32 protein-coding genes are annotated in these 26,632 nt (G+C 63.7%); 22 read left to right on the top strand and 10 right to left on the bottom strand.

The window, feature by feature from the left end; genetic code table 11:
* Nucleotides 1-30: 30 nt before the first annotated feature.
* Nucleotides 31-645, top strand: a complete 615-nt coding sequence (locus FHS48_RS08285) for a phage tail protein (protein ID WP_184263096.1) — start codon at nucleotides 31-33, stop codon at nucleotides 643-645.
* Nucleotides 646-803: 158 nt separating this feature from the next.
* Here FHS48_RS08285 and FHS48_RS08280 read toward each other — a convergent pair whose 3' ends face one another.
* From FHS48_RS08280 to FHS48_RS08270, 3 genes are read right to left on the bottom strand one after another with little or no spacing between them, the layout of a single operon-like run.
* A complete protein-coding gene (locus FHS48_RS08280) occupies nucleotides 804-1,076 on the bottom strand; it encodes a PqqD family protein (protein WP_184263095.1) in 273 nt (90 codons plus the stop codon).
* Nucleotides 1,073-1,945, bottom strand: a complete 873-nt coding sequence (locus FHS48_RS08275; RefSeq protein WP_184263094.1) for a sulfotransferase domain-containing protein — start codon at nucleotides 1,943-1,945, stop codon at nucleotides 1,073-1,075. The genes FHS48_RS08280 and FHS48_RS08275 overlap by 4 nt, the downstream gene beginning before the upstream one ends.
* Nucleotides 1,945-2,877 (bottom strand): HPr kinase/phosphorylase, encoded by a 933-nt coding sequence (locus FHS48_RS08270; RefSeq protein ID WP_184263093.1) that lies wholly within the window; start codon nucleotides 2,875-2,877, stop codon nucleotides 1,945-1,947. Before FHS48_RS08270 ends, FHS48_RS08275 begins: the two co-directional genes overlap by 1 nt.
* Nucleotides 2,878-3,151: 274 nt before the next feature.
* Here FHS48_RS08270 and FHS48_RS08265 point away from each other — a divergent pair, with 274 nt between their 5' ends.
* The 11 genes from FHS48_RS08265 (at nucleotide 3,152) to FHS48_RS08215 (ending at nucleotide 11,362) form a co-directional block, all read left to right on the top strand.
* On the top strand, nucleotides 3,152-3,322 hold the full coding sequence (locus FHS48_RS08265; RefSeq protein ID WP_184263092.1) for a hypothetical protein: 171 nt from the start codon (nucleotides 3,152-3,154) through the stop codon (nucleotides 3,320-3,322).
* 404 nt (nucleotides 3,323-3,726) lie between these two features.
* A complete protein-coding gene (locus tag FHS48_RS08260) occupies nucleotides 3,727-4,278 on the top strand; it encodes a phage tail protein (RefSeq protein ID WP_184263091.1) in 552 nt (183 codons plus the stop codon).
* A gap of 114 nt (nucleotides 4,279-4,392) precedes the next feature.
* The gene (locus FHS48_RS08255; protein ID WP_184263090.1) at nucleotides 4,393-4,959 is read left to right on the top strand and encodes a phage tail protein; all 567 of its coding nucleotides are present in this window, start codon (nucleotides 4,393-4,395) and stop codon (nucleotides 4,957-4,959) included.
* A gap of 17 nt (nucleotides 4,960-4,976) precedes the next feature.
* On the top strand, nucleotides 4,977-5,543 hold the full coding sequence (locus FHS48_RS08250) for a phage tail protein (RefSeq protein ID WP_184263089.1): 567 nt from the start codon (nucleotides 4,977-4,979) through the stop codon (nucleotides 5,541-5,543).
* Nucleotides 5,544-5,911: 368 nt separating this feature from the next.
* Complete coding sequence (locus FHS48_RS08245; protein ID WP_311769108.1) at nucleotides 5,912-6,526, top strand: phage tail protein; 615 nt, start codon at nucleotides 5,912-5,914, stop codon at nucleotides 6,524-6,526.
* Nucleotides 6,527-6,601: 75 nt separating this feature from the next.
* A complete protein-coding gene (locus tag FHS48_RS08240) occupies nucleotides 6,602-7,162 on the top strand; it encodes a phage tail protein (protein WP_184263087.1) in 561 nt (186 codons plus the stop codon).
* Nucleotides 7,163-7,194: 32 nt separating this feature from the next.
* Nucleotides 7,195-7,776: a phage tail protein gene (locus FHS48_RS08235; protein ID WP_184263086.1), complete on the top strand. Its 582-nt coding sequence runs from the start codon at nucleotides 7,195-7,197 to the stop codon at nucleotides 7,774-7,776.
* 330 nt (nucleotides 7,777-8,106) lie between these two features.
* Complete coding sequence (locus FHS48_RS08230; RefSeq protein WP_184263085.1) at nucleotides 8,107-8,655, top strand: phage tail protein; 549 nt, start codon at nucleotides 8,107-8,109, stop codon at nucleotides 8,653-8,655.
* Nucleotides 8,656-8,703: 48 nt separating this feature from the next.
* The gene (locus FHS48_RS08225) at nucleotides 8,704-9,264 is read left to right on the top strand and encodes a phage tail protein (protein ID WP_184263084.1); all 561 of its coding nucleotides are present in this window, start codon (nucleotides 8,704-8,706) and stop codon (nucleotides 9,262-9,264) included.
* On the top strand, nucleotides 9,245-9,850 hold the full coding sequence (locus tag FHS48_RS08220) for a phage tail protein (RefSeq protein WP_311769107.1): 606 nt from the start codon (nucleotides 9,245-9,247) through the stop codon (nucleotides 9,848-9,850). The genes FHS48_RS08225 and FHS48_RS08220 overlap by 20 nt, the downstream gene beginning before the upstream one ends.
* A 99-nt stretch (nucleotides 9,851-9,949) precedes the next feature.
* Entirely contained in the window at nucleotides 9,950-11,362 is a 1,413-nt protein-coding gene (locus FHS48_RS08215; RefSeq protein ID WP_184263082.1) for a hypothetical protein, read from the top strand.
* 67 nt (nucleotides 11,363-11,429) lie between these two features.
* Here the strand turns inward: FHS48_RS08215 and arsB are convergent, their stop codons facing one another.
* The 5 genes from arsB to FHS48_RS08190 form a co-directional block, all read right to left on the bottom strand.
* A complete protein-coding gene (gene arsB / locus FHS48_RS08210) occupies nucleotides 11,430-12,452 on the bottom strand; it encodes an ACR3 family arsenite efflux transporter (RefSeq protein WP_184263081.1) in 1,023 nt (340 codons plus the stop codon).
* Nucleotides 12,453-12,454: 2 nt separating this feature from the next.
* The gene (gene arsC / locus FHS48_RS20665; protein WP_184263080.1) at nucleotides 12,455-13,363 is read right to left on the bottom strand and encodes an arsenate reductase (glutaredoxin); all 909 of its coding nucleotides are present in this window, start codon (nucleotides 13,361-13,363) and stop codon (nucleotides 12,455-12,457) included.
* A 3-nt stretch (nucleotides 13,364-13,366) separates the two neighbouring features.
* Nucleotides 13,367-13,876, bottom strand: a complete 510-nt coding sequence (locus FHS48_RS08200; protein ID WP_184263079.1) for an ArsI/CadI family heavy metal resistance metalloenzyme — start codon at nucleotides 13,874-13,876, stop codon at nucleotides 13,367-13,369.
* 154 nt (nucleotides 13,877-14,030) lie between these two features.
* Nucleotides 14,031-14,387, bottom strand: coding sequence for an ArsR/SmtB family transcription factor (locus tag FHS48_RS08195; protein ID WP_184263078.1), 357 nt, complete (start codon nucleotides 14,385-14,387; stop codon nucleotides 14,031-14,033).
* A 165-nt stretch (nucleotides 14,388-14,552) separates the two neighbouring features.
* Nucleotides 14,553-14,906, bottom strand: a complete 354-nt coding sequence (locus FHS48_RS08190; protein ID WP_184263077.1) for an ArsR/SmtB family transcription factor — start codon at nucleotides 14,904-14,906, stop codon at nucleotides 14,553-14,555.
* Nucleotides 14,907-15,600: 694 nt separating this feature from the next.
* On the opposite strand from FHS48_RS08190, the gene FHS48_RS08185 reads away from it, so the two are divergent.
* The 5 genes from FHS48_RS08185 to FHS48_RS08165 all read left to right on the top strand — a co-directional run bounded on the left by FHS48_RS08185 (nucleotide 15,601) and on the right by FHS48_RS08165 (nucleotide 20,001).
* Nucleotides 15,601-16,530 (top strand): histone deacetylase family protein, encoded by a 930-nt coding sequence (locus tag FHS48_RS08185; protein WP_184263076.1) that lies wholly within the window; start codon nucleotides 15,601-15,603, stop codon nucleotides 16,528-16,530.
* 130 nt (nucleotides 16,531-16,660) lie between these two features.
* Nucleotides 16,661-17,428, top strand: coding sequence for an NAD kinase (locus FHS48_RS08180; RefSeq protein WP_184263075.1), 768 nt, complete (start codon nucleotides 16,661-16,663; stop codon nucleotides 17,426-17,428).
* A 37-nt stretch (nucleotides 17,429-17,465) separates the two neighbouring features.
* Nucleotides 17,466-17,864 carry a DUF423 domain-containing protein gene (locus tag FHS48_RS08175; RefSeq protein ID WP_184263074.1) on the top strand — a complete coding sequence of 133 codons (399 nt, stop codon included), beginning with the start codon at nucleotides 17,466-17,468 and terminating at the stop codon, nucleotides 17,862-17,864.
* 300 nt (nucleotides 17,865-18,164) lie between these two features.
* Complete coding sequence (locus FHS48_RS08170; protein WP_184263073.1) at nucleotides 18,165-18,536, top strand: response regulator; 372 nt, start codon at nucleotides 18,165-18,167, stop codon at nucleotides 18,534-18,536.
* Nucleotides 18,537-18,951: 415 nt separating this feature from the next.
* Complete coding sequence (locus FHS48_RS08165) at nucleotides 18,952-20,001, top strand: hypothetical protein (protein ID WP_184263072.1); 1,050 nt, start codon at nucleotides 18,952-18,954, stop codon at nucleotides 19,999-20,001.
* A gap of 154 nt (nucleotides 20,002-20,155) precedes the next feature.
* Here the strand turns inward: FHS48_RS08165 and FHS48_RS08160 are convergent, their stop codons facing one another.
* Nucleotides 20,156-20,530 (bottom strand): helix-turn-helix domain-containing protein, encoded by a 375-nt coding sequence (locus FHS48_RS08160; RefSeq protein ID WP_184263071.1) that lies wholly within the window; start codon nucleotides 20,528-20,530, stop codon nucleotides 20,156-20,158.
* A 115-nt stretch (nucleotides 20,531-20,645) separates the two neighbouring features.
* On the opposite strand from FHS48_RS08160, the gene FHS48_RS08155 reads away from it, so the two are divergent.
* The 5 genes from FHS48_RS08155 to FHS48_RS08135 all read left to right on the top strand — a co-directional run bounded on the left by FHS48_RS08155 (nucleotide 20,646) and on the right by FHS48_RS08135 (nucleotide 25,093).
* A complete protein-coding gene (locus FHS48_RS08155) occupies nucleotides 20,646-21,110 on the top strand; it encodes a hypothetical protein (protein WP_184263070.1) in 465 nt (154 codons plus the stop codon).
* The gene (locus FHS48_RS08150; protein WP_184263069.1) at nucleotides 21,107-22,708 is read left to right on the top strand and encodes a terminase; all 1,602 of its coding nucleotides are present in this window, start codon (nucleotides 21,107-21,109) and stop codon (nucleotides 22,706-22,708) included. Before FHS48_RS08155 ends, FHS48_RS08150 begins: the two co-directional genes overlap by 4 nt.
* 147 nt (nucleotides 22,709-22,855) lie before the next feature.
* Nucleotides 22,856-23,815 (top strand): hypothetical protein, encoded by a 960-nt coding sequence (locus FHS48_RS08145; RefSeq protein WP_184263068.1) that lies wholly within the window; start codon nucleotides 22,856-22,858, stop codon nucleotides 23,813-23,815.
* Nucleotides 23,816-23,819: 4 nt separating this feature from the next.
* Nucleotides 23,820-24,326, top strand: a complete 507-nt coding sequence (locus tag FHS48_RS08140) for a hypothetical protein (protein WP_184263067.1) — start codon at nucleotides 23,820-23,822, stop codon at nucleotides 24,324-24,326.
* A gap of 116 nt (nucleotides 24,327-24,442) precedes the next feature.
* Complete coding sequence (locus FHS48_RS08135) at nucleotides 24,443-25,093, top strand: HEPN domain-containing protein (protein ID WP_221443427.1); 651 nt, start codon at nucleotides 24,443-24,445, stop codon at nucleotides 25,091-25,093.
* A gap of 6 nt (nucleotides 25,094-25,099) precedes the next feature.
* Here the strand turns inward: FHS48_RS08135 and FHS48_RS08130 are convergent, their stop codons facing one another.
* Nucleotides 25,100-26,623 carry a GTPase gene (locus FHS48_RS08130; RefSeq protein ID WP_184263066.1) on the bottom strand — a complete coding sequence of 508 codons (1,524 nt, stop codon included), beginning with the start codon at nucleotides 26,621-26,623 and terminating at the stop codon, nucleotides 25,100-25,102.
* Between the last annotated feature and the right edge of the window lie 9 nt (nucleotides 26,624-26,632).

The raw sequence follows: 26,632 nt of genomic DNA, 5'->3' as shown, positions 1-26,632 counted from the left end.
GCCCTGACTGTCAGTCTGGAGGAGGTCGCAATGGCCGATGCATTGATCGGTGAAATCCGGGCCATGGCCTTTAATTACGTCCCGCCGGGGTGGTTGCTGTGCGATGGCAGGACTTACCGTGTGCAAAACTACTCTTATCTGCACGCTGTGATTGGAACGACCTATGGGGGGGACGATAAAGCTCTGACCTTCGCTGTCCCCGACCTGCGGAACTGCGTGGCGGTCGGATTGGGGGCAAGCCCCAAGCATGGCCTTAAATTAGGGTTGGGGGAAAAGAAGGGGACGCGGGCGGTTCCTCTGGAAGTAAAGCATCTGCCACCGCATCGGCATGACCTCAACGGCAAGATCGGGGAAGATGTTAATGCGGTTAATACGCCGCAGGGGAACTGGCTTGGGATTCCTGTCTATACAAAGACCACGGGGAATACCACCGTATCCCGGCGGGTCAGACGGTATCTGAAGCTGGAGAAGGCACCGGATGTGGCCCTGCATCCGGATACCGTGGGATACTGTCAGGTGGGCACCCCGACGAGCCATGATAACAGCCAGCCGGTGCTGACGATGATGTATTGCATCTGTTATGAGGGCTTCATGCCGTCGAGGCCGCCGGTGCCGCCCCCGGTGCCCCCGAAGACGGGCGTGTAACCACACTGCCATGAAGGGCGGGGTGATGCCCCGCCCAGCCCCTTATCGCCCCCTCACGGCAAAACCTGCCAGCAAAGACCGTCCTCTGACGGGGCGGAGGGGCGGGCGGAGGGCCGGAGAGCTGGCTGTATCCGTCCGGCTTTCATCAGCAGGGAGGGTCAGGGCAGGTCGGTCAGCAGGCCGCGCTGGCGCAGCCCGTCAAGGAAGGCGGTGACCTGCGCGGTGCAGGTGTCGCGGTCGATGTCGAAGTCAGCCAGCAGGGCGTTCACCACCGCCTCCGGGGTGGTCGGTTCCGCCAGCAGGGCCCAGATGCGGGGGGCGCTGCCGTCCAGACCGTGGTAAAGGCCGCTGTCAACGTTCAGGGCAATCACGCTGTCCTCTGTTTCAACGGTCAGGATGCTCTGGCTGCGGCAGATCTGTCCGGTTGTCATGGGGGGTACTCCCGTGTGTAGCCCAGCCGGTCCATCACCGGCGCGGTGGCGGTTTCGATGGCGATGATCTGGGCCGGGGTCAGCGTCCCGCGCCAGCCCCCGGCCTTGCCCTGCCGGAAGAACGGGCTGTCGCCATGCCGTTCGATGAAATCCCCGGCCTGTTCCTGCTGTTGCAGGCGGCGGAAGGCGGAAAACTCCACTGCCTGCCGCACTGCCGCTGCCGGGGCAGCGATCCCGAGGAAGGCCAGCAGGCGGGTAAATTCCCCCGGGGTGTCGGCCAGAAGATCTTCGTAGCGGACCAGATGCACCGGCAGGTCGCGTTGGTCCAGCCAGCCGGTGACGTGGTCGGCCCAGCCGCCCAGCCGCTGCGGCAGGCGGCCAAACGGGGCCTCGGGGCCGGGCGGGGCGGCAGCGGGGTCGGTCAGCATCGTGATCATCGCATCGGCAGTGCTGTTGCTGTGGTGGGCGTAGGAAATCACCACGTCGCGGGGGTCGCGCACCACATAGACCGCCGCCCGTCCTGCGGAGCCCACAACCGGCCTGCCGCGGGTGGTATGCAGGTACGGATCGTGGGATTTCACAAACAGCGGCCCGGGGGCCTGTGCCGCCCAGTAGGCATACAGGTCCGGGCGCAGGCCGTTGATTTCCGCCGCTGTCAGCAGGGTGGGGTCCAGCAGGGTATCATCCAGAAAGAGATCGCGGTGGTTGGCAACCTCCATCGGCAGGGTCAGGGCGTTGATATCCTGCCCGGTCCGGGCGCCTTCCAGAACCGCAGACAGATTGGCCAGCAGGATCCGCAGCCAGGTGTTGCCGGATTTGGGGTAGGAGGCCAGCCACACCAGCCCGCGCGGAAAGGCAGGAGCGGCCATTATGCCGCGCCCCCGCAGGCGGGAGGCAGGCTTTGCAGGTGGTGCAGCAGGCCGGTGGCCAGATCATCGACCGCCGCCAGATCCTGCGGGCGGGTCAGGCGGAACAGGGGGACCCGGTCCTGCATCGCCACCGTCTGGGTCAGCAGGCCGGTGCGCCCGGTGCGGGCCATGGCCATGGCAAGGCGGTGGCGGTAACTCCAGTTCAGCAGGGCCTGCGCCCGGTCCAGCCCGGTAAACTGCCGGATCCCGGCGGGTGCGCCGGGAAGCTCCCGGGTCAGGGCATAGGCGGCGGCCACCGGCAGCGGGCCGGGGGCCGGGGGCGTCGGCGGTGCAACATAGTATTTGCCGACCCCGGGGCGGATTTCCCGCCCCTGCTGCCCGGCCAGCGCCAGCCGCTGGATTGATGACGGATACAGTTTCAGCATCCGCCCGTCGGGCCAGACCTGCGGCTGACCGTTACCGTCAAGGGTGATCCGCGCCAGATCATCGCTGATCAGGGTGCCGCCCTGCCGGCACAGGGTGGCCGCCAGTGTCGATTTGCCAAGGCCGCTTTTGCCGCACAGCAGCACCGCCCGCCCGTTGATGGCGACCGTCGCCGCATGCAGCACCAGATTGCCGCGCTGGTACAGCAGGGCGGCCATGCCGGTGCCCATGGCAAACGGCAGCAGGTCCTCCAGCCCGTCGGCGGGGTCCACATCCAGTGTCTGACCATCCCGCGCCAGCAGGCTGCCGATCTCGGGGATCGACAGCAGCACCGCCTGCCGGTCCACCTGCCAGAACGGCCCGGTCACCAGCGGATCCGTCAGCCGGGCGGGCACAGCGGCACGGCGGACATGGATGTCCGGTGCCGCAAAGGGGGGCTCCGCCTCCAGCACGCCGGGCAGGGGAAAATCAGACAGAACTGTCAGGCCAAAAACGCGGTAAAGGGGCATGAAGGATCAGTTTTTCGCTTCGGAAGGGCGGATGTGCCCATCCTTCCGGGGGACGATATCAAGGACTTATCATCGTATCAACGGTTTGATTGTTTATCATAGGTTGTTCTCAGGCAGGTGTTCTGTGGCGGATAAATCGTATTTAAGGGGTGGTCATTTTTTAAAAGCAACTTTAAGCTGTTTTTTGTCTGCATCTGTGGATGGGGTATCCGTGGTCAGGATACTCCTGTTGCGGCAAGGATTCAGGGTGGAACAGGCAAAAAGGGTAAAGACGATGGTCGCGAATGATCAGCAGGCGGGTGTGGCGGAGGAAAAGGGCGCGGTCTCCGCTGTGGGCCGCTGCCAGTGGCTGCCGCCGGGGATCGAGGATGTGTCGGTGGAAATGACCCGCAAGACCTCCTCAACCATGGAAAGCACTCCGGGAGATGTCAAAATCGGATCCTGACAGGGGGCCGTACAGGGCCGTCGGCTGAGACTGTCCGCGCCTGTCCCGGCTTTTCAGGATGATCGCTGTTCTGTCTCAGGGGAATGCCCCCGCCCGGTCTGTCTCCGGGCGGGGGTTTTTGCATGTGCGGCGGTGGGCTGAGGACGATCAGATTATGTCTGAATGGACATAATTCGGCGGGTTGCGTACCCGCAGGGGATGTTTTTTTTGCGCATCCCGACGGAAGACACTCTAAAAAATCTATTTCTCTCAAGGCACTGTTCACTCGCGTAAGAGTGGGGAGGAATTGCCCGTATAAAGTTATTTTTAGAAAATATGCCCCTATATAGTGTATTAATAATTTCGCACAAACTTTAAGGGTGTTCTTCGCTGAATGGACATCCCTTGGTTAAGGAGAGCGAGGCATGGCTGATTATATGCTCGGGGAAATCCGGGCTTTTCCGTTTAACTGGGCCCCGATCAACTGGATCCCCTGCGACGGGCGGGAGCTTCTGATTGCCCAGAATCAGGGGCTGTATGTGTTGCTGGGGACGAACTATGGCGGGGACGGGAAAACCAAGTTCAATATCCCGGATCTGCGCGGCCGGGTGATCTACGGGGCGCAGTACGCGTTCGGACCGGGCACCACCCCGGGGAGTCAGGGCTATAAGGGTGGGGCCGAAACCGTTGCCCTGACCCCAGCGAACCTGCTGCTGCATAACCATGTGGTGACGGCCCACACAGCGTCGGGGAACAGCGTGCCGATGACGGGGGGCGGGCTGGCGTCGGTGGTGACCCCGGCGGCCTTTGCCGCGAAGGTGTACGGGGTTGCTTCCGGGGCGATCCCCAATCCGGCAATGCTCAATTCCGGCACGGTGTCTGTCGCCGGTGCCGGTGCCGCGCATGAGAACATGCAGCCGTTTCAGGTGCTTCAGTACTGCATCTGTACGTCCGGCCTGTTCCCGGAGCGGTCCTGACCGGCCGGGCAGAACGACGACACGATTTCAAGAGGCGAAGATGCTTTCACGGCTGCACAGGATATGTGCCTCCGCCGGGAAGCCTGCGCCGGAAGACCATGAGAGAGGTTTTCAATGGTGGACTGTTATCTCGGAGAAATCCGTCTTTTCGCCGGTCCCTACGCGCCGGAGGGCTGGGCCGACTGCAATGGCCAGTTGCTGTCGCTCGCCAGCAATCAGGTCCTGTTTTCCCTGATCGGGGTCACCTATGGCGGGGATGGCCGTACGAATTTCGCGCTGCCGAACCTGGGGGGCCGGGTGGCTGTCGGGGCCGGGGCCGGGACGGGTCTGACCGTCAGGGCGGTGGGGCAGACAGGGGGCAAGGCTGTGGTCAGCCTGGAGGTTGCCAATATGCCTGCCCATACCCACAGTTTTACCGTCAGCAATCAGGACGGTACCAGCCCGAACGCGCTGCCCGCCCCCGGGGCCAGCGGGAGTGTCGTTCTGGCCAACATGGCCCCGGTTTCCGGCGGGACCGTTGCCACCTATACCGATGCCACCGTGGCGGCGGCCAATCAGCCGCAGGTGATGGAGGATGCCATTGAAGCTGTCGGCACAATTCAGCCCCACGAAAACATCATGCCCAGCATGGGGATGCGTTACATCATCGCCCTGCAGGGCCTTTATCCGCAACGTCCGTAAAGGCAGGGAGAACAAGAATGGCTGACGCATTTATCGGTGAAATCCGGGCCCTGCCCTATTCCTTTGTCCCGCAGGGGTGGATGCTGTGCGATGGTTCACTCCATTCCATACAGACCTACGTGCCTCTGCATGCGGTGATTGGCTACCTGTATGGCGGTTCTCCGCAGTCCGGTCAGTTTGGCGTGCCGGACCTGCGCAGCCGCGTGGTGGTCGGCCTTGGTACGGATCTTATCAGCGGTTTCGCTTTGGGGCAGGGGAATAAGAGTGGTCATGCCACTGTCTCCAGCCCCCTGCCGCTGCATAGCCATACCCTGAACGGCAAAATGGGGCCGCATATTCAGTCGGTTAACACGCCCGCCAACAACTGGCTGGGGGTGCCGACCTACCAGACCCCCAACAGCACGCCGAAAACCCAGCAGGGCAAGCGGTATGAGGTGCCGCCGGGGACGCATGACGTTCACCTGAATTCAAGGACTCTCGGTACTGCGGGGGTGAGTACCCCTCAGGCCCATGAGAACTGCCAGCCGTATCAGACGGTTGCCTATTTTATCTGCTCGGAGGGGACCTGGCCGTCGCGCCCGTAACACGCGGGAGTGGCCCGGCGGGGCAGCGCGTTTTCCGCAGGAAAGAACGGTGGTTCTTCTGTGGAAAACGCTCTGCCTGTTTTCACCGGCCTTTCCCCTGACCGTCAGGGGTTTCCTCCCCCCGCCGGGATCTCCGGGCGGGGGGAGTGTCTGTGTGGGGGTGTGGCAGGTCTGTCTGTCCAGACATGTTTATGGGGAGTAAAAACCCGTATAAGGTGTTTTTTGTGTGCGGTAACCTCGTCTGATATCATAAAAAAGTGTTTAAAATAAATTAGTTAGGAATATTTCTGGAAAAGCGTTGTTGGTTGCACTCATTAAGTTAAATTTAGACTCATTACTCTTATTCAGTGTATTCATGTCTCGTCATCATGTCTTGCGGGTTCGCGTTCATGACCGGATCCGCGCTGGCGAGGAGAGCAACTATGTCAGATCCAATACTCGGAGAAATCCGGGTTTTTCCGTTCCCCTGGGCTCCACGGGGCTGGGCCCTGTGTGACGGAAGCCTTGTGCAGATCAGGCAGTATCAGGCGCTGTATTCCCTGTTCGGCACGGCCTTCGGCGGTGATGGCCAGACCACGTTCGGGCTGCCGGATCTGCGGGGCCGGGCGATTCTGGGGGCGAAGACATTTCAGGGCCCCAACACCACACCGGGGGTGCGCGGGTATGTCTCGGGGACTGAAAGAGCGACCCTGACCGCCGCCATGACCCCGAACCATGGCCACAGGGTTCATGGCACCAGCGCGGAGGGGACCGTCGTGCCGATGGGGGGGGCCGTTCTGGCCTCGGCAGCGTTCCCGCCGACCTCACCCGGGCTGACCGCGATGGTCTATGACGGCGCCGGCACTACCATTCCCAAGCCGTCCGTGCTGAATGCGGGCAGTGTTTCCACCGTCGGGGGGGGACTTCCGCACGAGAACATGCAGCCTTTTCTGGTGAGCAACCCCTGTGTCTGCATCAGCGGGATCTATCCGACGCGTCCGTAGCGATTCCGGCCCCGCCAGGGGGGCGGGGGAGTCATGTCTGCTGAAAGCGCTTTAACCTGAGAAAGGGGTACGCCCATGTATCCGTATGTCGGAGAGATCCGTCTGTTTTCCGGAACATTTGCACCGGCTGGCTGGAGTTTCTGTGATGGCAGCCTACAGCTGATTGCGCAGTATGAAGCCCTGTATACGCTGATCGGGACCAGCTATGGCGGGAATGGCGTCAGGACGTTCGGCCTGCCGGACCTGCGGGGCCGGGTGATCATCGGGCAGGGAGCAGGGCCGGGCCTGACCCCCCGCACCATTGCCGCCACCGGTGGGGTCAGTGCCGTGGTGCTGGGCGTGGAAAATCTGCCCGCCCACAGTCACACCGTGACCGTCAGCAATCAGGAGGGGATATCCCCCAGATTCCAGAAGTCGGGGTCTGGCGATCCCGTTTTGACCAATATGGCGACCATCTCCGGCGGTACGGTTGCCGCCTATACTGATAAGACTAAGGCGCTTAACAGTCCGGTCCAGATGCTTGCGGAGGGCACGATTGACAGCAGTGGGGAAGGGAAGGGGCATAGCAATCTCATGCCCGGTCTGGGCCTTCACTACATCATCGCCACCACAGGGATTTTTCCGTCGCACCCGTAAGGCCGGGCGGTTTTCAGCAGGAGAAGACAAAAATGGCTGATGCCTTTGTTGGGGAAATCCGGGCGATGGCGATTGGATTTGCCCCGGAAGGATGGTTTCTGTGTGATGGCACAGCCTACCGTCAGGCGGACTACACTCTGCTGTTTGCCATTATTGGCAATCGTTATGGCGGTAGCCCTGAGAAGGGAACCTTTGCGGTGCCGAACCTGGTTGGGGCCTTGCCGGTGGGGGTGGGGGCCGATGGAAATGATCTCCCTGCGCTACAGCTGGCGGAGGCCACCGGGACGGCGACGGTTGCGTTGAAGTCCAGCGAGATGCCGGTTCATACCCATACTCTGGGCGGGAAGGTGTTTCCCTTTGCCGACGCGGTGAATGAGCCGGGGGATAACTGGCTGGGGGTGCCGGTTTACAAAACCCCCAACGCCACCACGAAAATCCAGCAGGCCCGGCGCTATGCCATTGGCGGGACTGCCAAAAACGTCCAGCTGCATCCTGCGACCCTGTCGAAGCATGGCGGCAACCCGGAGGCAGCGGCAGAGCATGACAACAGCCAGCCGACGCTGACGCTGGGTTATTTCATCTGCTGGAACGGCGAATTTCCGGTGCGCCCGTAACCGGGCGGAAAACGGCTGTCCGGCTTGTTTTGTGGCCCCGTCGGGTGCTCTGCCCGGCGGGGCTTTTTTGTGCCTCAGCCGTGGGCAGCGTTGTTTCCGGTGAGAAATATCTGTGCGGAAACTCTGCATCTCAAGGGTGTTTTCTGCGCCACCGGTCCGGAGGCGGTTCTCAGGTTTCTCAGGGGGATAGTGATACACTTAAAGGTGCATATATAAAGAAAATGCAATTTTATGGGTAGAAAGTCGCAGGGGGAAGAGTAGGTTGAATTTTATCAATCAAGGATCGCGTTTTTTGAATCATGGACCCTGAACATAAGGATGACAGGTGCAATGGCTGAAAATTATCTGGGGGAAATCAGGCTCTTCGCCTCTGAAACCATCCCGTCTGGCTGGCTCCCCTGTGAAGGGCAGGTGATGGATGTGTCAAAGCACACTGCCCTTTATAAGCTCATAGGATCCTCCTATGGCAGTGATGGCCGCAAATTCAAACTCCCGGATCTCCGGGGGCGGGTGGTGATGGGGGCGGTCAACCAGACAGGGAACCGGGGGAATGCAGGGAACCCCGGTTACGCCGGTGGCGAGGAAAAGGTGATGCTGACCGTGGCCACCACGCCGCCCCACACCCATCTGGTTGCCGGTTACAGCAAAGCGGGGACCAGCGTGACGATGGCAAAAGGCCTTCTGTCAACCATGCCATCCGACTCAGCCATGCCCGCCAAGGTCTATGCCGATGTGACCGGAGAGATTCCCGACAGGGTATCCCTGCATCCGGAGAGTGTCTCGGTAACCGGGAAAGGAGAAGGGCACAATAATATGCAGCCCTTTGTTGTCCTGAATTACTGCATCTGCGTACAGGGGGCGTATCCGCCCCAGTCCTGAAGGCCGGGACAGGGACGATATTGGGATGACAGAAGAAAGGATCGTGTCATGGGGAAAGTGGGAGAAACCGTCGGTGAAATCCGCCTGATCGCGGGGGAGTACATTCCGGCGGGATGGATGCGTTGCGACGGACAGGGGGTGTCCAGGGATGATTACCTTCCCCTGTATAGCGTCATCGGTGGCACATATGGGGAGGATGGAGGGATCTTCTTTCTGCCGGACCTGCGGGGCGTGGTGCCGGTGGGGGTGGGCTCCGGGCCGGGCCTGACGGCGCGGCGGCTTGGGGAACGGGGCGGCAATACCATCGCAGAGATTCCGGTCCACGGTCTGCCGCCGCACAGTCATCAGGTCAACGTCAGCAATACCGTCGGGACCACCAGTTACATCAACCGCAATACCAAGGACGGTGGAACGGTTCTGGCCAATATGGAGGCGATCTCCGGTGGGTGGCCTGCCGCCTATACCAGTAAGGTGGTTGCTGAAGGGGAGGACTCTCTGTCCCTGATGCGGTTTTCAATTGAGACGACCGGAGAGGGGATGTGGCATAACAATATCATGCCGACAGCCGCGATGACGTATATTATCTGTTATGCAAAAATGCCTGAATAAGGGGGGTGTAACCATGTACAATGGATTTATCGGTGAAGTCCGGGTGATGGCATCCTCTTACGCTCCGGTTGGGTGGCTGTTCTGTGATGGCAAAGAGTACAGTCAGGATGACCAAAAGTATGTCGCATTATTCACTACGATCGGAAGGCTTTATGGCGGGGATCACCGGAGGCGGACGTTTGCCGTGCCGGATCTGCGCCAATACGTTGTCTGTGGGGCCGGGGGGAACGGGGTGTCGCAGCCGTCGCTGAAGATCGGTGAAAAAACCGGAGAGCCGGAAGTCACGCTGACCCCCGCCCAGATGCCAAGGCATGACCATATATTGTCCGGACGGATTGCCAACTTTACTCTGGCAACCAACGAGCCGACAGGAAACTGGCTGGGGGTGCCGGTGCATTATACCCCGATGTCCGTACCCAAGACCAGACAGGGCAAGCGGTATAACCCCGATCAGACTGCGGACCGCACCCTGCATAAGGGTACGCTGTCGCAGTATCCGGGGGAGTCCAAGCCCCATGAAAACCGCCAGCCGTATCTGACCATCCCCTATCTGATCTGTTATGAGGGGGAGTATATCACGGCCTGATCAGACTGGGCCGGGGGGCTTTCCCCCTCCGGCCCTGCGGTTGTACCGGCAGGCGGGATGTGAAACAGTGCCGGAAACAGGGCAGGGAAAGGCACCCGGATGACACCATGGCTGCGGATGCGCCTGCCGCTGGACGGGCTGGGGCTTGGCCGGTCCGATGCTCTGGCCCTGCGCCGGTGGGGGCGGGCGCGGCTGCGGGACCGGCTGCGCCGCCGGGGCCGGGCCGGGTGGCTGCTGGCCGGGCTGCTGCCGCTGCTGTCGCCGCTGCTGTGGGCGGTGGCGGTGCCGGTGCTGGTCGCCGGGTTTCTGCGCCGCCGTTCGCTGCTGTCGCCGCTGCCGGGGCCGCAGGCGGCGCGGCTGCTGGCCGATTGCTGGGCCAGCGGGGCTGATCCGCTGGAATGCTGGCTGTGGCGGCACTGGTTTTCAGAACACTCTCTTTCAGAACACCCGCATCATCCGCTGCCGGGCCGGGCGGCGGCCTTGGTGCTGCCGTATCTGGGGGCGGCGGCTGATCACCAGACCCTGCGCGACAAACAGGCGATGGCCGACCGGCTGGCCGCTGCCGGGGTGCCGGTGCCGCCGACACTGGGGTTGTTGTCAGGGGGGGTGCTGTCAGGGGGGCTGCTGTCAGCGGGGCTGCTGCCTGCCGGGCATCCGGCGGATCCGGCAGCCCTGCCGCCGGTGCTGAGGGCGGAAGGTCCGGCCCGGCTGTTCGTTAAGCCGCGCCACGGCAGCGGCGGCGTGGCGGCATGGCCGCTGGACCGCCTCGGGCCGGGACTGGTGCGCCTGAATGGCCGCCCGCCCGCCCCGGCGGCGGAGGCTCTGGGGCGGCTGTCGGCCCGGCTGGGCGACGATCTGCTGATTCAGCCCCGCCTGACGGCCGCGCCGGATCTGGCGGCACTGTGCGCTGCCGGGCCAGAGGGCGAGGGGCCAGAGGATGGAGCACCAGAGAATGGGGCGCTGCCGGTGCTGCGCCTGACCACCGCCCGCCTGCCGGGACAGGCCCCGTGGCTGCACTCCGCGCTGCTGTGCCTGCCGGTGCCGGGGCAGCCGCCGCGCAGCTTCCTGCGGGGGCACCTGTATGTGCCGGTGGATCTGGGCCGGTCACCGGGTGCCGACCAATCCATCCACAGGGTTGTCCCACCCGGTATTCAGCCTGTTATGAACACACTTATCCACACGGTTATCCCCGGCGGTCCCGCCTCCGGCACCCTGCTGCCCGGCCTGCTGCTGGGCCAGCCGCAGCAACGGCTGCAACAGGTGCCGTGGAACGGCCAGCCGCTGGCCGGGCGCCCGCTGCCGCATCTGGAGGCCGCCGCCAGCGCCGCCCTGCGGGCGATGGCCCTGCTGCCGGGCCTGCCGCTGGTCAACTGGGATATCGCCCTGACCGCCGATGGCCCGCTGGTGCTGGATGGTAACACCTGCGGCAACTGGATCCTGACCGCTCTGCCGCCGCCGGGGGCTGACACCCTGCTGCCCCTGCTGCTGCGCTGGGCGTCTGCCCAAGCCTGACCCGTCAGCGGTTGTGATGAACAGCCCAAAAAGCCGCGCCCACAAACAGGCTCAACCCTACAAGCCCCTACCGCCGTTCGTACCAGCCCTTACTGGCGGTGACGATTTTGACGACGGAGAGCATCACCGGCACCTCCACCAGCACACCGACGACGGTGGCAAGGGCGGCACCGGAAGACAGGCCGAACAGGCTGATGGCGGCGGCCACCGCCAGTTCAAAGAAGTTGGACGCCCCGATCAGGGCACCGGGGGCGGCGACGCACCACGCGACGCCGAAACGGCGGGACAGCCAGTAGGCCAGCCCGGCGTTGAAATACACCTGAATCAGGATCGGCACCGCCAGCAGGGCGATGATCAGCGGCTGGGCCAGCACCTGTTCCCCCTGAAAGCCGAACAGCAGCACCAGCGTGGACAGCAGCGCCAGCAGCGAGGCCGGGTGCAGGCGGGCCAGCACGGCGGCAAGGGCGGCGTCTCCGCCCCGGCGCAGCAGGGTGCGCCGCCACAGTTGCGCGACGATCACCGGCAGCACGATATACAGCAGCACGGAGAGCAGCAGCGTCGCCCACGGCACGGTGACGGCGGCAACGCCGAGCAGCAGCCCGACCAGCGGGGCGAAGGCGAAGACCATGATGATGTCGTTCACCGCCACCTGCGTCAGGGTGTAGTGGGGTTCGCCGCCGCACAGGCGCGACCACACGAAGACCATGGCGGTACAGGGGGCGGCGGCCAGCAGGATCAGCCCGGCGATATAGCTGTCGATCTGCTCGGCGGGCAGCCACGGGCGGAACAGGGTGGCGATAAACAGCCAGCCGAGCAGCGCCATCGAGAACGGCTTGACCGCCCAGTTGATGACCAGCGTGATGGTCATGCCCTTCCAGTGCTCCCGCACGTGGCCGAGGGCGCTGAAGTCGATCTTCAGCAGCATTGGCACGATCATCAGCCAGATCAGGGCGGCGACCGGCAGGTTGACCTGCGCCACCTCCTGCGCGGCGATGATCTGGAACACGCCGGGGAACAGGTGGCCGAGGCCCAGCCCGGCGACGATGCACAGGCCGACCCACAGGGACAGATACCGTTCAAACAGGCTCATGATCAGCCTCCGGCCTTCGCGGTCACGCGGTTTCCGGCGGCGTCGATCACCACTTCGCCGTCTTCCTTGGTGAAGGGACCCTGCTGCGGGTCCGGCAGAATTTCCAGCACCACCTCCGACGGGCGGCACAGCCGCACCCCCAGCGGGGTGACAACGATCGGCCGGTTGATCAGGATCGGGTGGGCCAGCATGGCGTCAATCAAGGCGTCGTCGGAGACAGCCGGATCGTCCAGCCCCAGCCCGGCATAAGGGGTGCCCTTCTGGCGGATCACGTCGCGCACCGGGGTGCCGATGCGGGCGATCAGGTCGCGCAGGGTGGCGCGGTCCGGCGGGGTGAGCAGGTATTCGATCACCTCCGGCTCCACGCCGCTGTTGCGGATCAGGGCCAAGGTGTTGCGGGAGGTGCCGCAGGCGGGGTTATGATAGATGGTGATGGTGGTCATGAAAGCGGCCTCCGTAGAGCGGGCCATCAGCACGGCGCTGGCCGGGCACAGGCCGGAGAACTGGGCGCTGGTCGTCACCACCGCCGGGGCGGCGGAACGGTCCTGCGCAACAAAGCCAAGGCGGCGGAAGAAGGGCTCGGCGCTGGTGGTCAGCAGCCACAGGCGGTGCAGGCCGAGGGAACGGGCTTCGGCGGTCAGGGCGGCGACCAGCGCCGCCCCCAACCCGGTTCCACGCTGCTCCGGCAGCATAACGACCGAACGCAGAAGCCCATCCTGCGGGCTGGCGGCGGAGCATTCCACCCCGCCGAAACCAATCAGCACGCCATCGCGGCGGGCGGCCCAGAACACCCGGTCCGGCCCGCCGATATCATCAGCAGGCAGACCGGCAGCGGTCAGGGCGGCGGCCAGATCCGGCAGATCCGCCGCCGCCAGCCGGGTCAGGGTCAGGGGAGAGGCTGCGCCGGTCATGGGTCAGCAGCAGCCGGAGGACGGGGCACAGCAGGAGGTCTCTGCGGTTTTCTGCGCCGCTGCGATTTTGTCGGCACTGGGCACACAGCAGGCGGAGCCTTCAGCGCCGCCCGCGCCGGGGCGGATCATCGCGCTGTCGCCGTAGGTGGTGCTTTCGCCGGTGGTCAGGAAGGTTTCCCACGGCAGGCCCGACGGATCGGTGATCCACGCCTTCTCCGATCTGGCGTAGCAGCAGGTGGTGGCCCCTTCTTCCAGCACCGGGCCTTCGGCGTCTTTCAGGCGGGACCACACATCGGCCAGTTCCTCGCCGGTTTCGGCCTGAATGCCGAGGTGTTCAATCCCCGGCATGGCGTTGCCCCGGGCACTGATGGCGAAGTTGACGCGCGGGTCTTCCAGCATCCACTTGGCGTAATCGTCCTTCAGCACCGTCGGCTGGGCGGCAAACAGGGTGGAATAGAACCGGACCGACTGATCAAGGTCCGCCACGGTGACATGAACATGCAGGCGCTTCATGGTGTGAGTCCTTACGTGAGTCTGTTACGGAACGGTCGGAAGAAGGGAATCTTCGCTGCCGCGAACGGGCGACGGCCCGAACCCGTTTGGAGGCGGAAGCCTCCAAACCTCCTCTTTTCCTGTTGTGACCAAAAAGGGATCCGGGATCGGGAAATCACCCGGAACCCGGTTTGGGGGTGCCCCCCGCTTCCGGCGGGCAACACACTGCCGCCGTCGGGCCGCAGGGCTCCCCGGCACAGCAGTTTTCCGTCAGGAAGCCGATCAGCTCATTCATCACCGCAAAGGCGGCGGTGTAGATGACAAACCGGCCCTCCTGCCGGGACGACACCAGCCCGGCATGGCTGAGTTCCTTCAGGTGGAAGGACAGCGACGACGGGGCGATGCCGCTGGCGGCGGCAATCTGCCCGGCGGGAAGCCCGGCCGGACCGGCCTGCACCAGCAGGCGGAAAACGGTCAGGCGGGAGTCCTGCGCCAGGGCGGCTAAGGCGGAGACGGCTGTTTTCTGTTCCATATTTCAACGATAATCGAAATATCGAATTATGCAAGCCCCAAAACCAGCCCCAAAACCAGCCCCAAAACAGAAAGCCCGCCCCCGGGAGGATCCGGGAGCGGGCTATCAGGAGGGAGTCTGTCCCGTGTTCCGGCCGGGCAGCCGGGCGGCGGGAAAAACCGGTGTTTACGCGGTGGCAGCGGCCCCGGACAGCGGGACAGACGCCCCGGCGGCGGTTTCCGGTTCGCAATACAGGCAATAGAGGGTGTTGATCACAGCGCTGGCTTCCTTGCCCTTCAGGCTGTAGAAGATGGTCTGGGCGCTGCGGCGGGTCTTAACCAGATCGTCGCGGCGCAGGCGTGCCAGATGCTGCGACAGGGCCGACTGGCTGAGGCCGACCAGCTTTTCCAGCTCGCCGACGCATTTTTCCCCGGCTCCCAGCTGGCACAGGACCATCAGCCGGTGCTCGTTACTCATGGCTTTCAGAAGTGCGCTGGCCCGACGCGCATTCTCCTGAAGTGTTTCAAGATCTGCTTCCATGTTGTCTGCTCTGAGTCGTAATTTTGTTGCGCGGTGTTGGCCCGCGCTTTGAGAGCGTCTCTTATCTTATAAGAGGCATATCGAAATCCACTAGAAAATTCATATACCAACCGTTGTCATGCGCCGGTAAATCCACAACTTTACGGGTCATTTTCCAGTTCTTTTCATTGGAAAAAGCAGAGAAAACCGCCGTTATTCCGGTTTACTGAACACTGTGTATTAAAATTACCCGATTGATTCTTCTGGCCGGAACGGCCCTGACTGACTGGTCAGCTTTTGTCAGCAAAAACAACTGTCTGACAATTCCGCCCCTCTGCCGCGCCATAAAAAAACCCGCTGTACGACCCGCCTCAGGCCGCTCCGCCGCGCAAAAAAAATACCCGCAAAAATACTGTCACCCCCGCCGGAGCGGGCCTATACTGAGACTCCGCCCGGTTCGGGCGGGGCATTTCTGCCAGCGAAGAAAGCAAATGTCAGCCGGATTGACAGTCCCAAAAGGCGGGTTTTCCCCGCCGATGTCACCACCGGTTGCGGAAAGGGTGTAAGCGGAGGGGGGAACTCCGCCGTCCGGTGTCATTCCACCGGGCCGGGTCCGCCCCCGCCGGAGTCAGGCATTGCCCGCGATGGCCGGATCAACCGCGCCGGGACCGGACAGGCCGGGGGAAACGACAGACCGGAAAGGCGTCCCGCGTTCATGAGCACACTGCTGATTACGCATCACGACTGTATCGAGCACGAACCGGGCGATTTTCACCCGGAACATCCCGACCGCCTGCGCGGGGTGATGCGGATGCTGGAAAGCGAAGATTTTATGCTGCTGCACCGCGATCAGGCCCCGCATGCCGATCACGAACAGCTGCTGCGCGTGCATCCGCTGTCTTATATTGAAGAGATCATGGGGATGGTGCCGCGCGAAGGCCACCATTCGATTGATGGCGACACCACCCTGTCGCCCAAAACCGGGGAAGCCGCCCTGCGCTCCGCCGGTGGGGTCTGCGCGGCGGTGGATGCCGTTGCCCTGAAGCAGGTGCGCAACGCCTTTGTCGCCGTGCGCCCGCCGGGCCACCATGCGGAACGGTCACGCGCCATGGGGTTCTGCTTCTTCAACAACGTCGCCGTCGGCGCCTATCACGCCCGCGCCGTCCACGGCTTCCAGAAAGTGGCGGTGATGGACTGGGACGTGCATCACGGCAACGGCACCCAGCACATTTTCTGGGATGACCCGGACGCTTTCTATGCCTCCACCCACCAGTATCCGCTGTGGCCGGGTACCGGGGCGGCCGATGAATGTGGGGCGCACAACAACATCCTCAACTGCCCGCTGCCCGCCGGGGCCGGGGGGGCCGAGTTCCGGGCGGCGATGACGGAAAAGGTGCTGCCCGCCCTGCGCGCCTTCAACCCCGATATCCTGTTCATCTCCGCCGGGTTTGATGCCCACGGCCGCGACCCGATGGCCAACATGCGCCTGACCGTCGCCGACTTTGTGTGGGCGACCGAGGAACTGTTGCAGGTCGCCGCCGAGTGCTGCGACAACCGGGTGGTCTCGGTGATGGAAGGCGGCTACGACATTGTGGCGCTGGCCGCCTGCGTCGCCGCCCATATCCGCAAGCTGATGGGGGTGTGACGCCCCGCCCCCACCCAACAGCGGTAACAACGGTGACGGCAGAGCAAGAGCGGGGGACACAAAACCCTATCGGAGACAGAAGAACCCGCTCTATACTCCCGGCCAAGTTCTGTCTTCTGCGTGCGGTGTCATGGACCCCGAGAATATCTGCTTTACGGCCGCCGATACCCCGATGGCCCAGCAAGCCCTGACCAAGCTGCGCCACCGCTACGGCCATACCCCGGCGGAGCGCGCCGATGTGATCGTGGCCCTCGGCGGCGATGGCTTCATGCTGGAAACCCTGCACCGCCATATGATCCTCGACAAGCCGATCTATGGCATGAACCGGGGCACGGTCGGCTTCCTGCTCAACACCTATCTGGAAGATGACCTGCCACGGCGGCTGGCACGGGCGCAGGCCGTCACCCTGTATCCGCTGCGCATGCACGCCACCACCAGCACCGGCGAAAGCATCATCGCGCTGGCGATCAACGAAGTGTCGATGCTGCGCCAGACCCGTCAGGCCGCCAAGCTGAAAATCCGCGTCGATGACCGCACCCGTATGGCAGAGCTGATCTGCGACGGGGCGCTGGTGTGTTCCGCCGCCGGGTCCACCGCCTATAACCTGTCAGCTCATGGCCCGATCCTGCCGATGGGATCGAACGTGATGGCGCTGACCCCGATTTCCGCCTTCCGCCCCCGCCGCTGGCGCGGGGCAATCCTGCCGCACACCGCCAAGCTGGATTTCGAGGTGCTGGAGGACGAAAAGCGCCCGGTGTCGGCGGTGGCCGATTACACCGAAGTGCGCAACGTCATCCGGGTGGAGGTGACGGAAGACCGCACCGTCACCCTGCGCCTGCTGTTTGACCCGGAACATAATCTGGAAGAACGGATCCTGTCGGAACAGTTCAACGGCTGATCCGCCTTTCCGTCCCCCTCATCAAGGATCTTTCCCGATGCGCAGACTGTCGTCTTTCTGGTTTCTGTGGGCCGGGCTGAACGGCGCGCTGTCGGTGGCCATGGCCGCCTATGCCGCCCATGGCCTGTCCGGGGCCGGGGACTATGTGGTCGGCCTGATGGACAAAGCCACCCTGCAACAGGGCCTGCACGCCACCGCGCTGACCGCCACCGCCGCCCTGTCTGTCTGGAAGCCATCCCGCCTGCTGCATGCCGCCGCCGCCCTGTTTTCCGTCGGGATGCTGCTGTTCTGCGGCACCCTCTACGGGCTGATTTTTGCCGTGCTGCCGACAACGGCGCTGGCCCCGGTCGGCGGCAGCAGCCTGATCCTCGGCTGGATCATCCTCGGGGTGGCCGGGGCCCGGCTGGCCTGCCGTACAGCCCCGTCGCCGGGCTGAGGCTCCGGCGGAGTGAGGGGGAAACCTGCGGGTTCCACCCGCGCCCGCCAAGGGCCTGGAGGCCCTTGGATCCCCGTTTTTTGGGGCCTGTAGGCCCTTGGGTCCCCGTTTTTTGGGGCCAGACGGGACCGGGCGGCAGCCCGGGGGTGTCACCCTATTCAGATAGACATTTTGAAGACGCTTTAAAGTTGACAGCCCTGTTCAGTCTTTACGAACAATGGCTAAATCCCCTATGCTCTGTGGTGTTGCCGCCGGACCCCGCGTCCGTTCCTTCTCTCCGGACGGAGCTGAATCCTGCCCATGTCGAAGACCGTTCTGATTGTCGAAGACAACGAGCTGAACCTGAAGCTGTTCCGCGATCTGCTGGAAGCCAGCGGCTACCAGACCCTGCAAAGCAAGGATGGCATGGATGGCCTGCGCCTTGTGCGCGATCACCGGCCCGATCTGGTGCTGATGGATATTCAGCTCCCGGAAATCTCCGGGCTGGAAATCACCCGGATGATCAAGGCCGACCCGGAGCTGAAAGACATTCCGGTTCTCGCCGTCACCGCCTTTGCCATGAAGGGCGACGAGGAAAAAATCCGCGAGGGCGGCTGTGATGGCTATATCGCCAAGCCGATTTCCGTCGCCTCCTTCCTCCAGACTGTCCAGTCCTTCCTCGGCGAAGCCTGAGGCCCCCGGCCCCGGTCAACGGCAGAGGCACTGCGGGGGCCCCCCGCACCCGCCAAGGGCCTTAGGTGTTTGATCCCATTTTTTGGGGACCCCGCTTCAGGGTGTGCCCCATGGAACCCCGGTTTTCCAGCCGTCAGGGAAGCCCATCGGCATGGGCTGCCATGGCAGGGTCCGCAGGCCAGACCCCGGTAGAGCGAAGGGGCGGCCTGATCGCCCGATGGACACGCGGGGATTTATCACAAATCACGGCAACCACTGCGAAAAAGATCCCCCGGTTTGGGCATCACGCTGCCGCAGCAGCGGATAGGCTTGGGGGGTGTTCGCAGTGTTAAAGACCATTCCGGTGTGAATGATCAGAGGGGGACCTTTCATAAAAGGATCGGCCGCATCCCCGTTCAGGGGTTGTCTGACGTGGATGTTCTCAGCTATCCGTTGCCAGTGGATGGAGCCTGAAGTGAAAGGGCAGGGGATGGGCGGACAGCGGCGGTGGTTGGGGTTAAGCCGACGGCAGCGGGCCTTTATGGTGCCATTTGGCGGGGCGCTGGTGGCCGGGGTGATGCTGGGGCTGGTGCTGGCAAGTGGGTTTGCGTTTGACAGCAATGCCTACAAGATCCTGCGCGACGTCATGGTTCTGGTGGGATCTGGATTGCTGACATGGTTTGGATGGCGGCGGGTGAAGGCGGCGGACGAGCAGAACCGCAACCAGACGCGGGCGCTTGACCGTCAGACTGACCAGATCGCGCTGACGCGCGATCAGATGGAACTGACCCGTCGCGACCAGTTGAGCAAGCGGTTCACCGAAGCGGTGAAGCAACTGGGCGATAAGGACCATTTGGAAATCCGCATGGGCGGAATTGCCGGGCTGTGGGCGGTGGCGACGGAAAGCACCCATCCCGAAGACCGGATTATGGTGCTTGATGTGCTGTGCGCCTTTGTCCGCCATGCGTCCCATCCGAAGGAGGAGGAGCCTCAGAAGATTAAGCCGGATGTCGAGTTTGCGATGAATAGGCTGGGGTCGGTGGGGCCGTATTTTCCATGGGGGGATGTTGCGGGGGGGAATCAGCCGTATCGGAGAGATTTTTCGGGGGCATATTTTGAAAGGGCTAGATTTGATGGTATGAATTATAATTTTTCTGTCATGGTGGGAGCAAAACTTTCTGAATGTTCCTTTATTAATTCAATGATGGATAAATGTTTATTTGTAAAATTTGACAAGGGTGATATGAAAAAAATAATATTCTTTAGTATTGAAAATACTGATATATCAGGGTCTCTTTTTAAGACAAATTGCATGTCCGTTGTTTTATTTAATGTAAATGTTAGTGGATCTTCTTTTGCCATAAGGGGTCCAGGGGGATTAGTTTGTGATGAGTCGTTTTACTATTCTGGAAATCCGCCGCAAGGCCTCGATAAGTTTCGCCTGAAAAGCCTCGAAGAGCGTGTACCTGAACCTCCCACCCCCTAATCCCCCACTTTTTGGCGCTCCCTTTTTCTGGAAAAAGGGGGCACCCCACCGCCCGCCGGGCGGTTCCTGCCCGTAAGCCCGCCAAGCCCCTCCCAAAACCCCACATCCACCTACATCCGCAGTCCCATCATTCCGCCTGCGATCCGGTCCAGTCTCAGCGCGGGCTGGAGCGGTAGAGGGTAGCGGCGAGGGCGGCCCAGTCGGCGATGTCCACCGGGCGGTTCTGGCGGTTCAGCCAGTCGTGGGCGGTGCGCAGGGCCTGTTCCAGCAGGGCCTTATCTACATCCGCAGATGACTCCGTTCCGCCTTCGGAATGAGGGGCGGGGTCGAAGCCCACCACCTCCGCCGGGGGGCAGGCGAAGATCTCGGCAAGCTGGCGGATCAGCGACGGGTACAGGCGGTCGTCGTCCTGTTCATAGCGGCAGACGGTCATGCCGGTGCAGCCCAGCCGGGCGGCCAGATCGCGCTGGGTCCAGCCCTGTGCTTCCCGCAGCAGGCGGATGCGGTTGCGGGGGGGCGCTGGGGGCATGGTGGGTGCAACCTTTACGGACTCGGCTTGACGGTAAATCGCCGGGTTTGGGGCCGGGGGCGGGCTGTCCGTATCATAACCGCATCGGTTATTGACGGATAGAGGATCCCGCACCATGCAGACCAACCCTTCCCCCCAAAACATCCCCCCAAACTCTCCCCCTGACACCGCCGCCACCGTTGCCACCCTGCTGGGCCTGACGCCGGAAGCGGTGCTGGGCGAGGTGATGGCGATGGTGTTTTTTGATCCCGCCGATCTGGCGCGGGTGGAAAGCCCGGAGGACATTGCCGCCCTGCCGCTGGCGGCGCGCCGGGCGATCATCGGCTGGGCGTGGGACAGCAAGGGCCATTTTGTGCTGAAGCTGGCCCCGAAAACGCCGCTGCTGACGCTGCTGGGCCATCACCTTGGCCTGTGGCGCAGTAGTGGCGAGGGCGGCGGCGTGCTGTCGGAAACCCTGTCGGAGATGGAACGCGCCCGCCGCCTGTCATGCCTGCTGACGGCGGTGGCCGCCGATGCCGCCCTTGCCCCGGGGGAAGACGCCGACGACGCGGCGGACGGCGGGGAGGGCGACGGCGAATGAACGCCCTGACCTCTCTTTTGCCCCCGGCGCTGCGGGCCGGGCTGCCGACCGATCCGCAGGCGCTGGCGGCGGTGCTGGCGCGGCTGCCCGCCGGGGATCTGGCGGCGCTGGATGCCCTGCTGGCCGATGTCACCCCGCCGCTGTGGCAGCCGCTGCCGGGGCCGCAGACGGTGGCCTATGCCAGCACGGCGGATGTGATCGGCTACGGCGGGGCGGCGGGTGGCGGCAAGACCGATCTGGCCTGTGGGCTGGCCCTGACCCGGCACACGGTGTCCGCCATCTTCCGGCGGGAGGCGACGCAGCTGAACGGCATCATCGAACGGCTGACGGAGCTTCTGGGCGGGCGCGATGGCTACAATGGCCGCAGCGTCTGGCGGCTGGAAGGGCATGGCCGCCGGGGCTGCCGGATTGAGTTCGGATCGACGCCGCACACCGGCGACGAAACCCGGCATCAGGGCCGCGCCAAGGATCTGCTGGTGCTGGACGAGGCCACCAACTTTCTGGAATCGCAGGCCCGTTTCCTGATGGGCTGGAACCGCACCACGGTGCCGGGGCAGAAATGCACGACGCTGCTGACCTTCAACCCCCCGACCTCGGCGGAGGGGCAGTGGGTGACTGCCTGCTTCGCCCCGTGGCTGGACCGCACCCACCCCGACCCGGCCCGCCCGGGGGAAATCCGCTGGTTCGGCACGGTGAAGGGGCGGGATGTGGCGGTGGCTGACGCCCGGCCCTTTGTTCTGGCGGGCGATGCGCCGGAGTATGATTTTGATCCGGGTGATTTTCCCGCCACCGCCATCATCACCCCGCGCAGCCGCACCTTTGTGCCGTCGCGCATCACCGATAACCCCTACCTGATGGACAGCGGCTATCTGGCCACCCTGCAATCGCTGCCGGAGCCGCTGCGGTCGCAGATGCTGGAGGGCGACTTTTCGGCGGGGGTGGAGGATGACCCGTGGCAGGTGATTCCCACCGCGTGGGTGCTGGCGGCACAGGACCGCTGGCAGCCGAAACCCGCCCCCGGCCCGATGGACAGCATGGGGGTGGATGTGGCGCGCGGCGGGCGGGATGAAAGCATCATCGCCCGCCGCCATGGCCCGTGGTTTGACCGGCTGATCTGCCTGCCCGGCACCGCCAGCCCGGATGGCCCGACGCTGGCCGGGCAGGTGATGGCGGCCCGCCGCGATGCCGCCCCGGTGCAGATTGACATCGTCGGCTGGGGCAGCAGCCCGTTCGACGTGCTGGTGTCCAGCGGGGTGCAGACGCTGGGCATCAACGGCGCGGCGCGCTCGGTCGGGGTGTCGCGGGATGGGCAGCTTGGCTTCCTCAACCTGCGGGCGGAACTGTGGTGGCGCCTGCGCGAGGCGCTGGACCCCCGGGCGGAGGTGCCGCTTGCCCTGCCGCCGGACCCGCAGTTGCGGGCTGACCTGTGCGCCCCGACCTGGAGCCTCTCCGCCGCCGGAGTGCAGGTGGAGCGCAAGGACGACCTGAAGGCCCGCATCGGCCGCTCCCCCGACCGCGGCGATGCCGTGGTGCTGGCCCTGATTGCCACCCCGCGCCGGGGTTCCGGGGACGGGCCGGTGTTTGCGCTGGGGGTTTAGGGGGCTGGTGGGTGCATCTGACTGTTGGCTCTGCCCACACCCGCCCCGTCGGCCTTGCCGACACACTTAACAGTGGGCTCTGCCCACGCCCGCAAGGAGGCGCAGCCTCCTTGACCTCTGTTTTGTTGATTTTTGGAGGGTACTGCCATGGCCCGGATCCGCTCTCAGCATCCCGGCATTTTTACCGATGAAGCCTACATGACCCTGTCCTTCGCGGCGCGGGAGCTGCTGCGCGGCCTGTGGGCGCAGGCCGATGATCAGGGCGTGTTCGACTGGAAGCCGATGACCCTGAAAGTCCGGATCTTTCCGGCCAATACGGTGGATCTGGATGCCCTGCTGGCAGAGCTGGCGGCGGCCAACTTCATCCACGCCTATCAGGTGGAGGGGCGGCGGTTCGGGGCGGTGCGCAACTTCATGAAGTACCAGCGCCCGCGCAAGCCCAGCTATGTGCATCCGCTGCCGGATGAGCTGCGCGGCTATGTCGGCATGCCCGGTGCCGAACCGGTTCCGCACCGGTACGGTACCGGTACCGTACTGCCGCCGCAGAGGGAAGAGGAAGGGAAGGAGGGAGAGAAGGAGGAAGAGAAGGAGGAAGGAGGGAAGAGGGAGCAGGAGGAGGAAGGGCAGGCTGCTGCTGCTGCTTCCGCCCCGGCAGAGGATGCGGCGGCTTTGGTCACGGCTTTCCATCAGGAACGGGCGACGCTGTGGCCGGGCAGCGGCGCATCCCCCACGGCCACCGCGCCACCCACCCCGGCAGAGGCCGCGACCGCCGCCCGGGTGCTGGCGACGGCGGCACGGCTGGGCCTGTCCGCCGGGCAGGTGCGGGGCGAAGCGCGGGCATACCTGCGGATGCGCCTGACCGCCCTGCGCGACAAGGGCCGCCCACCCCCGGCGACGCTGACGTATTTTCAGGCCGCCCTGCTGGAACACCTGCCGACCTGTGCCGGAGGAGGGGCCGGGGAAGGGGCCGGGTGTGGGGCTGCTGCTGCTGCTCTCCCCCGGGGGCGGAAATCACGCGGCATGACCGGCGAGGAGGCCGACCGCGCCATTCTCTCCGCCCTTGGCCTTGACCCGTCTGACCCCTTTGACCCGATGCCGGAGGCGTAACACGATGACCCAGACACACATTGCCCTGATTGCGCCCGCCGGGGTTCCGGCAAACCAGACCCCGGTGTTGGCAGGGCCGGAGGCGGAGATGCCGCCACGGCGGAAGACGCTTTCCGTCCTGATCGGCCAGTTGCGGCGGATGGCGGATGGCTTCGGCATCCGGGTGGAGGACTGGGCGGTGCTGACCCGCCTGTACCGTGAAGGGCTGGACGACGTGCCGCCGGATCTGCTGCCGCTGATGCTGAAGCGGGTGCTGGTGCAGTGGACCAACGGCTTCCGCCTGCCCCTCCCGGCGGAGCTGCGGGCGCTGATCGCCCCGGAACTGGCGGCCCACACGGCGGCGCTGCTGCAACAGCGGCGGGCGGAGCAACAGGCCCGCCGGACCGCCGGGGCGGGGTCCGGTTCCGGCCTGTCCGCCCGCGCGGGCGGCGGCCGCTTCCGCCCCGAAACCCGCGCCGAAATCGCCGCCCGCCACAAAGCCCGCGCCGAAGCCATGGGGTGGGCGGGGTGAAGGGCTATCTGAGGGGGTTTTCACCCAATAAAATGTTCTTTTACGGGTTTGCTGTGGTGTCGCGTCGCCCTTTGGTAGGGTAAGGTTGTGGCAATCACAGACTGGGGGACTGCGCCGTGCTGACCTATGAAACCCTGAAGAAGAAGAACCGGCTGGAGCGGGAGGGGTTCGAGGAAGGATTGCGGCTGCGGGTTCACCGGGCGCTGTCGTGGTTGCAGCGGGCGGAGCAGGAAAAGGACGACAGCGATGCCGCCTTTGTCTTCCTGTGGATTGCCTTCAACGCCGCCTATGCGGAAGAACGCGGCGCGGAGCGGACCGGGGAGCGCAGTGCCTATACCGATTATTTTGCCCGGCTGGTGCGGCTGGATACGCAGGGCCGGATCTACGATGCGGTGTGGCAGCGCTTTACCGGCCCGGTGCGGATGATCGTGGACAGTAAGTATGTGTTCCAGCCGTTCTGGGCGCACCACAACCGGGTGCCGGGGAACGAGGACTGGGACCGGCGGTTTCAGCGCAGCCGGACGCAGGTGATGCGGGCGATGGAGGAACGCGACACCCTGACGGTGCTGACGGCGGTGTTTGACCGGCTGTACGTGCTGCGCAACCAGCTGGTGCACGGCGGGGCCACGTGGGATGGCAAGGTCAACCGGGATCAGGTCAAGGGCGGGGCGAAAATCGTCGGATTTCTGATCCCGCTGTTCCTTGACCTGATGATGGATCACCCCGACGAACCGTGGGGTGATCCCTTCTATCCGGTGGTGCGGTAGGTTGGGTTACAGGGCGGCGGCCTTCTGCCGGAGGGTTGCCACGGTGATCAGGTCTTTCTGCGGCCCGTCCTGCATGGCATCCGTCAGGTCTTTCAGGGCTTGTTCTTCCCGCGTGATCTGCTGATCAAGGTGGGACCGGATCACCTCTTCCGCATGGTTGGCCAGAGCAGAGCCCATTTTGTCGGCAATCGTGGTGATGCTCTGAACCTTCCGGATGGCTGCATCCTGTGCGGCCTGATTTGCGCGGACGGACGCGTACAGTCCGTACAGAAACTTCGTCGCTTCCAGAATCGGGCCGACGTAAGCGATGGGGATCTTGGGGATCTGGAAGGTGACTGTCTTGTTGATTTTGTCGATCAGGGCGTTAAAGATTTCCACCCCTTTACCGGCTGCTCCGGCGTCCAGAGTCTGGAGGAGGGTGCCGAAGTCAAAGGATCCCTCAGTATCAACGTCTTGAGTTGACAGACTGACCCCGGTTGTCTCGGTGAAGATGGTGAGATCGGCGGCAATGCTGGTGAGCTCTGTCTGAATCCATGCTGACAGCGTGCTGGATGCGTCGGTCATGAAGACCTGCAACTGCGCATTGATCGAGGCTGAGGTAGTGTTGGGGGTGTCGATCAGGGTCCCGATCTGTCCCTTGTATTCGTTGCAAAGGGTGATGGCTTTGTTGCGGGCTTGGGCAATGAGACGGGTCTTCTGTTCTTTCAGATGTCCGATCAGGGCGCTGCGCTTTTCCACATCGCTGCCGACGGAAGCACACTGGGCTTCAAGGGTCTGTGTCAGCGGGGTCAGGACCGCCCCTTCAAACCGCTGGCACAGACGGCGCAGCCGGGTATCAACCTCGGTGCTGTCCTTCAGCCACCGTTCAAACTGATCGATGAAATCGTTATAGCCTGAGGCAGCCAGAAGGTCCGGCTCGTTCTGTTTCCGGCCGAACAGGGCCATTTCCGCATTCAGGGCCAGAACCGGGATCGTGCCGAGCCTGTCAATATCCAGACCGGCTTCAGCCCCTTTCCTGACCAGCAGAGTGTTCAGGCGGCGCAATTGAGGTTCGGCATTCTCTGCCGAGGTCTCGGTATGGTTGAGGACGATAAAGACAGAGCGGTCATTCTTGATCAGGGTGAACAGCCGGTCGTAAACTCCGGCGGCGTCCTGATCACCATCACGGATCACCAGCAGAACCAGATCGGCCTTTGCCAGATGGTTCTGGGTGCATTCTTCATGCTCGATCGGTGCATTCAGGCCGGGAGTGTCCAGCAGGGTAATACCGTTCCAGTCGAAGGGATCAATGGAATCGGTGGTTGGCCGGTCCTGTACCTTGGCCTCATCACGCCCCAGCAACATGTTGATGGTTGTGCTTTTTCCGGCGTTATAGGCACCGTAGAGCATGACCTCGACGGTTTCTTTTTCCGTCGAATGCAGAAAAGCCTCTGCCGTCTGCCGGGTGTCACCGGACAGGTAGCGCTCGGTCAGCCGGGCAGACTGGGCCAGAAGCGGATAAAGGCGGACAATGCGGTTGCTGATATCCATGATGGTCTC

This window comes from Novispirillum itersonii (genome assembly GCF_014205675.1).
Taxonomy (GTDB): Bacteria; Pseudomonadota; Alphaproteobacteria; order Rhodospirillales; family Rhodospirillaceae; genus Novispirillum; species Novispirillum itersonii_A.
This window is presented reverse-complemented; position numbering and strand designations above follow the sequence as displayed.